Below are 12881 nucleotides of genomic sequence, written 5' to 3' on the forward strand. Positions count from 1 at the left end.
TATGCGTCTCTTGTTGGTAGAAGATCATCCCGAATTATCCCATTGGTTACAGAAGGCTTTGACTCACGCGGGGTTTGCCGTGGATATCGCCCATGATGGAATTGAAGCCGAGCATTTGCTGCAAAACGAAAGCTACGCTTTAGTCGTTTTGGACGTGGCCTTGCCGCGCTTGAATGGATTAGAGGTCTTGGCCCGGTTACGTAAACGTGGACAAACTTTGCCAGTATTATTGCTGACGGCGCGCACCGAGGTAGCGGATCGGGTAAAAGGTCTCAATCTGGGCGCAGATGATTATCTCACCAAGCCTTTTGAACTCGACGAACTGGAGGCTCGCATTCGCGCTTTATTGCGTCGCAGCGTGGGCGTGACTCAGCAAGCTCTGCAATTTGGTTCTCTGACTTATCACGATGAGGGATATTTTTTACTGGACGATAAACCCTTGGCGCTGACGCCTCGAGAGCTTGCGGTATTGACCACACTGATGCATCGCCGTGGGCGGCCAGTGGCAAAACAGCAATTATTTGAGCAGGTTTTTACCTTGTCGGAGGAAGCTAACCCGGAAAGTATTGAGCTGTATGTTCATCGAGTGCGTAAAAAGTTGCAGGGGAGCGATGTGTCGATCATGACATTGCGCGGGTTAGGATACAGTCTGGAATGCGAACATGGGCAGGGCTAAAGGCGCTGGCCTGACAACGTCTCGTTCGTTATTCCATCAATTATTGGTGTTTTTCGCTCTACCTTTACTGATTCTCGGCGGCCTTTCGATTTATACCCATTATATCAGTGCGATGAATGCGGCAACGCTGGCTTACGATCGCTCGCTGTTAGCCTCGGCCAGAACCGTCGCGGAACGGCTGGTAGTGAGAAACGGCCGTTTGGAAGTGGATGTGCCTTACATTGTCCTGGATAGTTTCGAACGTAACATGAATGATCAGCTTTATTATCAGGTCATTACGCCGGAAGGCAAAAGCATTGCCGGTTACGATGATTTACCGCCGCTACCGCCCAATACGCCGCGCTCGAATCTTTATCCCGCATTGGTACATTTTTATGATGCTCATTATGACGGAAAGCCGATTCGTGTGGCTGCGCTGTATCAGCCGGTTAACGAAGAGGGCGTAATGGGGATGGTGATGGTGCTCGTGGCCGAAACGCTGGCATCGCGGCATAATCTGGCGCAGCAAATTATGGTCTCTGCGGTGCTCACTCAGGGGGCTTTAGTGTTATTCACGCTGGCTATGGCTTATCTGCTGTTGAAGCGAATTCTTAAGCCGCTACGTAAACTCTCCAGCCTGATGTTACTGCGCGATCCCGGTGAGTTAACGCCACTGCCTAAAATTCTCCCCTGGTCTGAAATGGCGCCGTTGCTGCTGGCATTTAACCGCTATATCCAGCGGCTGCGGGAAATGGTTGAGCGGCAGGGACGATTCAGCGCCGATGCTTCTCACCAGCTGCGCACGCCTCTGGCGGTGCTGAAAACGCAGGCTGCGGTGGCTCTGGCTAGCAACGAACCGGCTCAGTGGCGTGAAAGCCTACAGGCGATGAAACACACTCTAGATAACACGGTGGCGCTAACTGACCGTCTGTTGCAGCTTTCCCGCGTTAAAGTGGTAGAGCGAACTCTGCAACCTGTTAATCTCTCTCAATTATTGCGGGACGCTTGTTTTGCCCGTTTGCCGCAGGCGCGTAGCAAGCATATTGATTTGGGTTATGAAAGTGATGGGGAGTACCGAATTGCAGGGGATGGGCTGCTGCTGGCCGAACTGTGCGATAACCTGTTGGATAACGCCTTGAAATACACGCCAGACGGTGGAACGGTCACTGCACGCTTGCATCAGGATCAGCATATTGATCACTGTATTTTGGAAATTGAGGACAGTGGCCCCGGTATTGCCGATAACGAAACTGAACAGGCGCTTATCCCATTTCACCGTTTGGATAACGTTGGCGAACAGTCCGGAGCCGGTCTGGGGTTAGCGTTAGTCAAAGATATTGCCATCTACCATCAAAGCCATCCGGAGCTTCTGACCGGGGGAAATCTGGGCGGACTGCTGGTACGTATCCGTTTTCATTTATTGGCTCAATCTATTGGTAAGCCTAATGATTAATAAAATCGCTGTATCAGGCTTTCAATAACTGTGTGCTGCGAGCGGAGAAGGGTGTGCAGCTCAGTCAGGCTTAAATCGCTGAAATATGATGTTCAAAGTAATAGGAATGACAATCAACGTACTGGTACAGTATAGTGATAGATGATATGGGTATAACTTTGATGGTGTCGATAGGTTATATCTTGGTAGTAAAGGTGAATGAAAACAATCCAGTATGAAATATAAGCGGTAACGGTGTTTTTGTTTTTTCTGTATAAATGGTCTTCTCAATCTCAGCGATGAAGTATTAATGAGCTATCAGGTCCTTGCCCGCAAGTGGCGTCCCCAAACTTTTGCTGAAGTTGTTGGTCAGGAACATGTTCTGACAGCGCTGGCTAATGGCCTTTCGTTAGGACGGATTCATCACGCCTATCTTTTCTCCGGTACTCGCGGTGTCGGTAAGACCTCTATTGCTCGTTTATTGGCAAAAGGGCTGAACTGCGAAACCGGTATTACCGCCACGCCATGTGGCAAATGCGCCAACTGCCTGGAAATTGAGCAGGGGCGTTTCGTCGATCTGATCGAGATCGATGCCGCTTCGCGCACCAAAGTGGAAGATACGCGCGAACTGCTGGATAACGTGCAATATGCGCCAGCGCGTGGCCGCTTTAAAGTTTATCTAATCGATGAAGTGCACATGCTTTCCCGCCACAGTTTCAACGCCCTGTTGAAAACGCTGGAAGAGCCGCCTTCACACGTAAAATTCCTGCTGGCGACGACGGACCCGCAGAAATTACCGGTGACAATTCTTTCCCGCTGCCTGCAATTTCATCTGAAAGCGCTTGATGTGGAACAAATTCGTGCTCAGCTTGAAAAAGTGCTTCAGGCTGAGCAAATCGACAGCGATGCTCGCGCGTTACAACTACTGGCGCGTGCGGCCGATGGCAGTATGCGTGATGCTCTGAGCCTGACCGATCAGGCGGTCTCTATGGGCCAGGGGCAGGTGACCACCGCGACGGTCAGCCAGATGCTGGGAACCTTGGATGATGAACAGCCGCTGGCGATCATCGAAGCGCTGGTGAGCGCCGATGGTGCGCGGGTGATGGCGCAGATAGAACAGGCGGCGTCACGCGGTGTAGATTGGGAAAACCTGTTGGTTGAAACGCTCAGTCTGTTACATCGCATTGCAATGATTCAATTGCTGCCATCCATGCTGGATAATCATTACGCAGAAATAGAACCGCGTTTACGTGAACTGGCGCGTACTTTGCCGCCAACGGATATTCAGCTGTATTACCAGACATTGCTGGTGGGGCGTAAAGAGCTAGCTTATGCGCCGGATCGCCGTATGGGTGTTGAAATGACGCTGTTACGCGCTCTGGCTTTCCACCCAAAAGCGGTTATCGCGGAGCCGGAAGTTGTTCCACAGATTCCCTCTCCGATCGGTGCGCCGACTCATGCTATACCGCAGCGTCACGCCGCGCCGCAGCCGGTAACGTCTACACCAGCTCGGTCAGAGCCAATGCCGCCAGCATCGGTGCCGGAATCTACCGCTCAGCTATTGCAGGCGCGAACCCAGCTTTTACGACAGCATGGGACATCCAGCCCAAAAAAGAATGAGCCGGCAGCGCCTGACAAAGCGCGGCCGGCAATCTCGGCTCTGGAGCGATTGGCTTCAGTAACCGAGCGTAGTCAGCAGCGTCAGGCTGCCAAAGCCACCGAGGCGAAACCGGGCAAGAAAGAGGCGTATCGCTGGAAAGCGCAAAACGAACCTGAAACGCCGCCGGAGCCAGTTGCTACGCCTAAAGCGTTACGTTCGGCGCTAGAACATGAGAAAACGCCGGAGCTATCGGCAAAATTAGCGGAAGAGGCGATTCTTCGCGACCCTTGGGCGGCGGAGATAAATCAGCTTCAGATCCCTAAATTGGTTCAGCAGTTGGCGCTGAATGCATTTAAACAACAGATAGAACCGGGTAATATTTGCCTTCACCTGCGTTCGTCTCAGCGCCATCTGAATTCGCCGTCCGCGCAGAAAGTGTTGACGGAAGCGTTAAGTGGGTTGTACGGCAGCCCGGTTGAACTAAGCGTGATTGAAGACGACAATCCGGCGGAGCTAACGCCGCTGGAATGGCGACAGGCAATTTATGAAGAGAAGCTGGCGCAGGCGCGTCAGTCGATTCTTACGGATAAGAACATTCAGACTCTGCGTCGATTCTTTGATGCCGAGCTGGATGAAGAAAGTATCCGACCTATTTAATCGCTGCGGTACGTGCATGGTGCACAGACGCGGCCCTTGCTGTGAGAGAAGACTATGTTTGGTAAAGGCGGTATTGGCAATTTAATGAAACAAGCCCAGCAGATGCAGGAAAAAATGCAGCAGATGCAGGAAGAAGTCGCCAAATTGGAAGTTACCGGTGAAGCTGGCGCGGGCTTGGTTAAAGTGACTATCAACGGTGCGCATAACTGCCGCCGCGTTGAAATCGATCCAAGCCTGCTGGTGGAAGACGATAAAGAAATGCTGGAAGATTTGATTGCGGCCGCATTGAACGACGCCGCACGCCGCATTGATGAAACGCAAAAAGAGAAAATGGCCTCCGTATCCAGTGGTATGCAACTGCCACCGGGCTTTAAGATGCCGTTCTGATGCAAACCAGCCCACTCCTTGAAACATTAATGGAGTCGCTGCGCTGTTTACCGGGCGTAGGCCCAAAATCGGCGCAGCGTATGGCTTTCCACCTGCTACAGCGGGATCGTAGCGGTGGAATGCGTCTGGCTCAGGCGCTCACCCGCGCGATGTCGGAAATTGGCCACTGCGTCGATTGCCGTACTTTTACTGAGCAAGAAAGCTGTACCATTTGCGCTAATCCTCGCCGTCAACAAAACGGGCAGATTTGCGTGGTGGAAAGCCCGGCGGATATTCACGCCATCGAACAAACCGGGCAGTTTGGCGGGCGTTATTTTGTCCTGATGGGGCATTTATCGCCGTTGGACGGTATCGGCCCTGCGGATATTGGTCTGGATCTGTTGGAACAACGCCTCGCCAGCGAAAGTATCAGCGAAGTCATTCTGGCCACTAACCCAACGGTGGAAGGTGACGCAACGGCTAACTATATCGGCCAGATGTGCGGCCAGTATGGCGTATTGGCTAGCCGAATAGCGCATGGCGTGCCGGTGGGCGGCGAGTTGGAAATGGTGGACGGCACCACGCTGTCTCACTCTCTGGCTGGGCGACATCCGATCAAATATTGATCCTTTTTCAGGTCAGGCGGCGGTTTATTATTGATTATCATATGAATAATATCATTTGAGATAATCTGGCCGTCGCCCCTGCTTATGCTTTTTTTCTCTCAAACATCACTTTTCAGACTTGAAACACCTCCTTACAACCCCCATCTGATCTCCATCATTCGGCTATATCCGCCTGCACAGTAATTTGCATTGAGGTAACTAATGAGTATGAAAGGTCAAGAAACCCGTGGTTTTCAGTCTGAAGTAAAACAACTGCTTCATTTGATGATTCACTCGCTTTACTCCAATAAAGAAATTTTCCTGCGCGAGCTGATCTCAAATGCTTCGGATGCGGCCGATAAGCTGCGTTTCCGTGCGCTTTCTGCCCCTGAATTATATGAAGGTGACGGTGAACTGCGCGTCCGTTTGTCTTGCGATAAAGAAAAACGCACTCTGACACTGAGTGATAACGGTATCGGTATGAGCCGCGACGAGGTGATTGAAAACCTCGGTACTATCGCTAAGTCCGGCACCAAAGCATTCCTGGAATCTATTGGTTCCGATCAGGCTAAAGATAGCCAACTGATTGGTCAGTTCGGCGTTGGCTTCTACTCTGCTTTTATCGTGGCAGATAAAGTCACCGTTCGCACTCGTGCCGCAGGTGCACCGGCGGATGCTGGTGTGTTCTGGGAATCAGAAGGCGAGGGCGATTACACTATCGCTGACATCACCAAAGAAGATCGCGGTACTGAAATCACCCTGCACCTGCGTGAAGGGGAAGATGAGTATCTGGACGATTGGCGTTTGCGCTCAATTATCAGCAAGTATTCCGATCACATCGCTCTGCCGGTGGAAATCGAAAGTAAAAACGAAGAAGACGGCACCGTTAGCTGGGAAAAAATTAACAAAGCTCAGGCGCTGTGGACGCGGAGTAAAGCCGATGTTAGCGATGACGAATATAAAGCGTTCTACAAACACATCGCCCATGATTTTACCGATCCATTAATCTGGAGCCACAACCGCGTAGAAGGTAAGCAGGAATATACCAGTCTGCTGTATATCCCAGCGCAGGCGCCTTGGGATCTGTGGAACCGCGATCATAAACACGGCTTGAAACTTTATGTGCAGCGCGTGTTTATCATGGACGACGCCGAACAGTTTATGCCGAACTATCTGCGGTTCGTTCGCGGCCTGATAGATTCTAACGATCTGCCGCTGAACGTATCTCGTGAGATTTTGCAGGACAGTCGTATTACCCAGAATTTGCGTAGCGCTCTGAGCAAACGCGTACTGCAAATGCTGGAAAAACTGGCGAAAGACGATGTGGAACAGTACCAGAAGTTCTGGCAACAGTTCGGTATGGTACTGAAAGAAGGCCCGGCAGAAGATGGCAGCAACAAAGAAACCATTGCTAGACTGTTGCGCTTTGCTTCAACCCATACCGACAGCTCGGCGCAGACCGTTTCGCTGGAAGATTATGTTAGCCGTATGGCTGAAGGTCAGGAGAAGATTTACTACATTACTGCCGACAGCTATGCCGCTGCGAAGAACAGCCCGCATCTGGAACTGTTCCGTAAGAAAGGCATTGAGGTTCTGCTGTTATCCGATCGTATTGACGAATGGATGATGAGCTACCTGACTGAATTCGATGGCAAAGCCTTCCAGTCAGTGAGTAAGGCCGATGAATCCTTGGATAAACTGGTTGATGCAGAAACTCCGGAGCAGCAAGAAGCGGAAAAAGCACTGGAGCCTTTCGTTGAGCGCGTTAAAACGCTGCTGAATGACCGAGTTAAAGACGTACGCTTGACTCATCGTTTGACCGACACGCCAGCCATCGTCACCACAGGTGCCGATGAAATGAGCACACAAATGGCAAAATTGTTTGCCGCTGCGGGTCAGCAAGCGCCTGAAGTGAAATACATTTTCGAGTTGAATCCAGAACACGCGTTGGTAAAACGTGCCGCTGAAGTCAGTGATGAAAGCCTGTTTGCGGAGTGGGTTGAGCTGCTGCTCGATCAGGCTCTGTTGGCAGAGCGCGGGACTTTGGATGATCCAAACCAGTTCATTCGCCGTATGAATCAGTTACTGACAGCCTAATTTGCAATGCGATTGCCCCTGACCAAAAGCTCGGTTAGGGGCATTTTAACCGCACAATCACTGCCTTTCTCTGCCAAATCAATTCAGTTAGCCTCATTTCTTCAATTACTTCCTCCGGCAAGGTGCCTTGAGCGATCACCCGTGGAAATGGTATGGTTACGCGTTTTCTGCATTTTCGATTTCATTCTAGTAAAAACACATAGAAAAACTACATAGCAAGGGGATTTACGCAATGCGTATCATTCTGCTGGGCGCTCCGGGCGCTGGTAAAGGAACTCAAGCGCAATTCATCATGGAGAAGTACGGTATTCCGCAAATTTCCACTGGCGATATGTTGCGCGCAGCTGTTAAAGCCGGTTCAGAATTGGGCTTAAAAGCAAAAGAAATTATGGATGCTGGCAAGCTGGTGACCGATGAGCTGGTTATCGCACTGGTAAAAGAGCGTATCACTCAAGACGATTGCCGCGACGGCTTCCTGCTTGATGGTTTCCCTCGTACCATTCCTCAAGCTGATGCCATGAAAGAAGCCGGTATTAAGGTTGACTACGTCCTGGAATTTGACGTGCCAGACGAACTGATCGTTGATCGCATCGTTGGTCGTCGTGTCCATGCTCCATCTGGCCGTGTTTATCACATCAAATTCAACCCGCCTAAGGTTGAAGATAAAGATGATATTACCGGTGAAGAGTTAACCATTCGTAAAGACGATCAGGAAGCCACGGTTCGCAAACGTTTGGTTGAGTACCATCAGCAGACGGCTCCGCTGGTTTCTTACTATCGTAAAGAAGCTGATGCAGGCAACACCCAGTACTTTAAATTAGACGGAACTCGCAAAGTTTCTGAAGTAAGCGCTGAATTAGCTACTATTTTGGGCTAATATACTGAGTAGACAAAGAAGGCGGCCTTGGGTCGCCTTTCTTATTTATGTATTGCAGAGGTGAAGTAGCAGGGAGTTTATATTTATGGCCGCCTCGCTATAATGGCAGTAAATAAACGCGCTGTGTGTCGCGGGTTTAAATACATTGCAGCTTATTAGTAAAGGAAGGGAACTGACTCATGCAAAGCAAACTTGGCGTTCTGATGGTCAATCTGGGAACGCCTGATGCCCCAACGACTCCAGCGATTAAGCGTTACCTGGCTGAGTTTCTCAGCGATCGCCGAGTAGTTGATACTTCCCCTTTGCTTTGGTGGCCTTTATTACGCGGTGTCATACTGCCAATCCGCTCTCCGCGAGTGGCTAAACTGTATCAATCAGTTTGGATGGACGAAGGCTCGCCGCTATTGGTTTTTAGTCGTCGGCAGCAGCAGGCGCTAGCGGCCCGAATGCCGGACACACCGGTAGAGCTTGGAATGAGCTATGGCTCACCCAATTTATCCGGTGCCATAGAAAAACTGTTGGCACAAGGCGTAACTAAACTGGTTGTGTTACCGCTTTATCCTCAATATTCCTGTTCGACCAGCGCTGCCGTATGGGATAGCGTTGCACGTATTCTAAAAAATTATCGTCGTTTACCTTCTATCAGCTTTATTCGTGACTATGCAGAGCATCCTGCTTACATTGCCGCATTAAAACAAAGCGTAGAACGGTCTTTTGAGCAGCATGGTCAACCTGACCGTCTGGTGCTCTCTTTCCACGGAATCCCTAAACGTTACGCACAGCTTGGTGACGACTATCCGCTGCGTTGTGAAGATACAGCCCGCGCGCTTACGGCGGTTGTGCCGCTGCCCGCAGAACAGATCATGATGACCTACCAGTCACGATTTGGCCGCGAACCCTGGCTCACTCCTTATACTGATGAAACCTTAAAAAGCTTACCTTCTCAAGGTGTTAAGCATATACAGCTGATCTGCCCTGGCTTTTCCGCTGATTGTCTTGAAACGCTAGAGGAAATTAAAGAACAAAATCGTGAGATTTTCCTACATGCAGGCGGCGAGAAGTTTGAATATATCCCTGCATTGAATGATGATATTGCGCATATTGATTTGCTTGAGTTATTAGTTAAACGGCATATGTAGTGCCTTGCTAAATATAAGCACTCTATATATAGAGCGGCTTATGTTTAGCTGAAAGTTTGATTTTTAAATACTCGAAGACATGAAGAAAATCAAGTGAATACATTCGGTTACGATTTATTGTGCAAAGGGCATTCTCCGGATTTTCTCGTATTATCTTAGTCAATTAAAGCGTGGCATAAATCACGTTTTTCTTGTAATAGCGGGGTATTAGTACGAGAATTGGCACAAAATTTTAATGCCTTAATTAAATGAATGTTTAACTTAAAATGTGTCTGCTGTTTAGGAATGCTCTGAGACCGATTTAAGGCCAAAGCGCGTACCCTCAAGCCCCCTGCGGGGCCACAGACCTAAACCTTCGAATCAGTGCATTGGTAGCTGCAAGCCAAGGGCGGTAGCGTGGGGATTTTATTCTATTTATACGACGATGCCTTTCATGGATGAAGAGATCGCTACTCCATGCATTTTGTTAAAATCATTCGCTAAGATTAATTCTTAAAAAGATAAAAATCAGTCAGGCGAATTAATTTACTTATTCAAATTTATTTAATTCGGATTTATATATGTCTTTAGAAATTAAATTGCATCCATCCGGTGTTATTTTTACTTCTGATGGTACTGAAACCATTCTGGATGCGGCACTTGAAAATAATATCAATATTGAGTACAGCTGCAAGGACGGAACCTGCGGCGCTTGTAAGGCTGTTGTGCTATCAGGCGAGGTTGAGCAAGGTGAGAATACATTCTTATCCGAAGAAGATATTGCTAAGGGTTCAATACTAACTTGCTGTTCTAAAGCAAAGTCTAATGTTGAATTAGACGTTCATTATTATCCTGAACTTAGCCACATAAAGAAAAAGACTTACCCCTGCAAAGTTGACAATATTGAGTATCTTGGCGAAGACATTGCCATTTTGTCGCTAAGGCTTCCACCTAGCGCCAATATGGAGTATTTGGCTGGGCAATATATTGATTTAATAATTAATGGGCAACGCCGTAGTTATTCTATTGCTAACGCGCCCGGCGGGAATGTTGAGCTGCATATACGGAAAGTTGCTAATGGACTTTTCAGTCATATCATTTTTAACGAATTAAAACCACAGCAACTCTTACGTATTGAAGGGCCTCAGGGAACCTTCTTTGTGCGTGAGAATAATGAACCTATTATATTCCTTGCCGGTGGTACAGGTTTTGCTCCCGTTAAGTCTATGGTTGAAGCATTAATTTCTAAAAATGATCAACGTGAAATGTATATTTATTGGGGAATGCCGACAGGGAATAGTTTTTATTCCGATATCGCAAGGGAATGGGCAATTCAGTACCCCAATATTCATTATGTTCCTGTAGTCTCAGGTCATGATGAAAGTTGGACTGGTGCAACTGGATTTGTACATCAGTCAGTTCTTAACGATATCGCCGATCTCAGTCTATTTAATGTTTATGCCTGCGGTTCCTTAGCTATGATATCTGCTGCGCGCGCTGATTTTATAAAGAATGGATTAAACGAAAATAAATTTTTCTCTGATGCCTTTGTGCCATCAAAATAGCTTTGATTTGTCAAAGTAATACGTAATGGAGATTCTAGTGAAAGCAGTCATTCTTGCCGGTGGTCTTGGGACCCGTCTTAGTGAAGAAACCGTAGTTAAGCCAAAACCAATGGTAGAAATTGGGGGGAAACCGATCCTCTGGCACATTATGAAACTTTATTCATCCTACGGAATAAATGATTTTGTTATTTGCTGTGGTTATAAAGGCTATGTCATTAAAGAGTATTTTGCGAACTACTTTATGCATATGTCCGATATTACATTCTGCATGCGTGATAATGAAATGACGGTGCACCAAAAACGCGTCGAGCCTTGGAATGTTACTTTGGTTGATACCGGTGAGAATTCAATGACTGGTGGCCGCTTACGTCGAGTAAAAGATTACGTTAAAGACGATGAAGCCTTTTGCTTCACCTATGGTGATGGTGTCAGCGACGTGAATATCGCGGAATTGATTAAATTCCATAAAAATCACGGTAAGCAAGCGACCTTAACTGCCACTTATCCGCCAGGCCGTTTCGGTGCTTTAGACATCAAAGATAAACAGGTTCGTAGCTTTAAAGAGAAGCCTAAAGGTGACGGCGCTTTAATTAACGGTGGCTACTTTGTCCTGTCTCCTAAAGTTATTGATCTAATTGATGGCGATAACTCAACTTGGGAGCAAGAACCATTAATGACCCTGGCTGAGCAGGGCGAACTGATGGCTTTTGAGCATACAGGTTTCTGGCAGCCAATGGATACACTGCGTGACAAGCTCTACCTACATGAACTGTGGGAAGAAGGACGCGCACCTTGGAAGGTATGGGAATAAAAAATGATTGATGCAAGCTTCTGGCAAGGTAAACGTGTTTTTGTAACAGGTCATACCGGGTTTAAAGGTGGATGGCTGAGTTTGTGGTTGCAGAACATGGGGGCAACGGTTAAAGGTTATTCTCTGGCTGCGCCAACTGAACCTAGCCTATTTGAAACTGCCCGCGTAGCTGACGGGATGGAATCAGAAATCGGTGATATTCGCGATCAACAAAAACTATTAAACTCAATTCGTGAATTTCAGCCAGAAATCGTTTTCCATATGGCGGCTCAACCGCTGGTAAGACTATCCTACTCGGAACCCGTTGAAACATACTCAACTAATGTTATGGGCACCGTCTATTTACTGGAAGCAATCCGTCAAGTTGGTGGCATCAAAGCTGTGGTTAATATCACCAGCGATAAATGCTATGACAATAAAGAATGGATATGGGGCTATCGCGAAAATGAAGCGATGGGAGGATATGACCCATATTCCAACAGTAAAGGTTGCGCTGAGTTAGTCACATCTTCTTATCGTAACTCTTTCTTTAATCCAGCCAAGTACGATCAGCATGGTACAGCACTGGCTACTGTCCGCGCCGGCAATGTTATCGGCGGCGGCGATTGGGCTTTGGACCGTATTGTTCCGGACATTTTACGTGCTTTCGAAGAGTCAAAACCTGTTATTATCCGCAATCCTCACGCCATTCGCCCTTGGCAGCATGTGCTTGAACCGTTGTCCGGTTATATTTTACTGGCGCAAAAGTTGTACAACGGCGGCGTAGAATATGCCGAAGGCTGGAACTTTGGTCCGAATGAAGCAGATGCTACTCCGGTTCAAAATATTGTTGAAAAAATGGTCGAATTTTGGGGTGATGATGCAAGTTGGCAATTGGATGGTAATGAACATCCGCACGAAGCTCACTATTTAAAGTTAGATTGTTCAAAAGCTAAAATGCAACTTGGCTGGCACCCACGTTGGAGCCTTAACACCACGCTGGAATATATTGTGGCCTGGCATAAAGCCTGGCTAGCCGGCAAAGACATGCATGAATATAGTGTTAAAGAGATTAAAAATTATCTTTGAAATAATTTATATATTCATGTGAATATTTTA

11 protein-coding genes and 1 other annotated feature are annotated in these 12881 nt (G+C 48.0%); all 11 genes read left to right on the forward strand.

From position 1 onward, the window contains the following. Position 1: 1 nt before the first annotated feature. The 11 genes from tctD (at position 2) to rfbG (ending at position 12851) form a co-directional block, all read left to right on the forward strand. Positions 2-676: a transcriptional regulator TctD gene (gene tctD, locus DBA33_RS10435; RefSeq protein ID WP_120806398.1), complete on the forward strand. Its 675-nt coding sequence runs from the start codon at positions 2-4 to the stop codon at positions 674-676. Continuing rightward, on the forward strand, positions 663-2108 hold the full coding sequence (locus DBA33_RS10440; RefSeq protein WP_120806399.1) for a sensor histidine kinase: 1446 nt from the start codon (positions 663-665) through the stop codon (positions 2106-2108). The genes tctD and DBA33_RS10440 overlap by 14 nt, the downstream gene beginning before the upstream one ends. A 289-nt stretch (positions 2109-2397) precedes the next feature. Beyond that, the gene (gene dnaX / locus DBA33_RS10445; protein ID WP_120806400.1) at positions 2398-4344 is read left to right on the forward strand and encodes a DNA polymerase III subunit gamma/tau; all 1947 of its coding nucleotides are present in this window, start codon (positions 2398-2400) and stop codon (positions 4342-4344) included. Next, positions 3677-3741 (forward strand) — a sequence feature (DnaX frameshifting element). (Overlaps the previous gene by 65 nt.) Positions 4345-4398: 54 nt before the next feature. Beyond that, complete coding sequence (locus tag DBA33_RS10450; RefSeq protein WP_049598609.1) at positions 4399-4731, forward strand: YbaB/EbfC family nucleoid-associated protein; 333 nt, start codon at positions 4399-4401, stop codon at positions 4729-4731. Next, positions 4731-5336, forward strand: coding sequence for a recombination mediator RecR (recR, locus tag DBA33_RS10455; RefSeq protein WP_049598610.1), 606 nt, complete (start codon positions 4731-4733; stop codon positions 5334-5336). The genes DBA33_RS10450 and recR overlap by 1 nt, the downstream gene beginning before the upstream one ends. A gap of 207 nt (positions 5337-5543) precedes the next feature. Then, on the forward strand, positions 5544-7412 hold the full coding sequence (htpG, locus tag DBA33_RS10460) for a molecular chaperone HtpG (protein ID WP_162975196.1): 1869 nt from the start codon (positions 5544-5546) through the stop codon (positions 7410-7412). A gap of 232 nt (positions 7413-7644) precedes the next feature. Further along, positions 7645-8289 (forward strand): adenylate kinase, encoded by a 645-nt coding sequence (gene adk / locus DBA33_RS10465; protein ID WP_120806402.1) that lies wholly within the window; start codon positions 7645-7647, stop codon positions 8287-8289. 179 nt (positions 8290-8468) lie between these two features. Continuing rightward, complete coding sequence (gene hemH / locus DBA33_RS10470; RefSeq protein ID WP_120806403.1) at positions 8469-9428, forward strand: ferrochelatase; 960 nt, start codon at positions 8469-8471, stop codon at positions 9426-9428. Positions 9429-9988: 560 nt separating this feature from the next. Continuing rightward, positions 9989-10972 (forward strand): CDP-6-deoxy-delta-3,4-glucoseen reductase, encoded by a 984-nt coding sequence (locus DBA33_RS10475; RefSeq protein ID WP_064512314.1) that lies wholly within the window; start codon positions 9989-9991, stop codon positions 10970-10972. 37 nt (positions 10973-11009) lie between these two features. Next, positions 11010-11783, forward strand: a complete 774-nt coding sequence (gene rfbF / locus DBA33_RS10480; RefSeq protein ID WP_049598616.1) for a glucose-1-phosphate cytidylyltransferase — start codon at positions 11010-11012, stop codon at positions 11781-11783. Between the two features lie 3 nt (positions 11784-11786). Beyond that, positions 11787-12851, forward strand: coding sequence for a CDP-glucose 4,6-dehydratase (gene rfbG, locus DBA33_RS10485; RefSeq protein ID WP_120806406.1), 1065 nt, complete (start codon positions 11787-11789; stop codon positions 12849-12851). Positions 12852-12881: the final 30 nt, after the last annotated feature.

This window comes from Yersinia sp. IP36721, assembly GCF_003634395.1.
In the GTDB taxonomy this organism is placed as follows: domain Bacteria; phylum Pseudomonadota; class Gammaproteobacteria; order Enterobacterales; family Enterobacteriaceae; genus Yersinia; species Yersinia entomophaga.

Coding starts and splice junctions, on each gene's coding strand:
- tctD (WP_120806398.1), top strand. CDS start 2: ATGCGTCTCTTGTTGGTAGAAGATCATCCCGAATTATCCCATTGGTTA.
- DBA33_RS10440 (WP_120806399.1), top strand. CDS start 663: ATGGGCAGGGCTAAAGGCGCTGGCCTGACAACGTCTCGTTCGTTATTC.
- dnaX (WP_120806400.1), top strand. CDS start 2,398: ATGAGCTATCAGGTCCTTGCCCGCAAGTGGCGTCCCCAAACTTTTGCT.
- DBA33_RS10450 (WP_049598609.1), top strand. CDS start 4,399: ATGTTTGGTAAAGGCGGTATTGGCAATTTAATGAAACAAGCCCAGCAG.
- recR (WP_049598610.1), top strand. CDS start 4,731: ATGCAAACCAGCCCACTCCTTGAAACATTAATGGAGTCGCTGCGCTGT.
- htpG (WP_162975196.1), top strand. CDS start 5,544: ATGAAAGGTCAAGAAACCCGTGGTTTTCAGTCTGAAGTAAAACAACTG.
- adk (WP_120806402.1), top strand. CDS start 7,645: ATGCGTATCATTCTGCTGGGCGCTCCGGGCGCTGGTAAAGGAACTCAA.
- hemH (WP_120806403.1), top strand. CDS start 8,469: ATGCAAAGCAAACTTGGCGTTCTGATGGTCAATCTGGGAACGCCTGAT.
- DBA33_RS10475 (WP_064512314.1), top strand. CDS start 9,989: ATGTCTTTAGAAATTAAATTGCATCCATCCGGTGTTATTTTTACTTCT.
- rfbG (WP_120806406.1), top strand. CDS start 11,787: ATGATTGATGCAAGCTTCTGGCAAGGTAAACGTGTTTTTGTAACAGGT.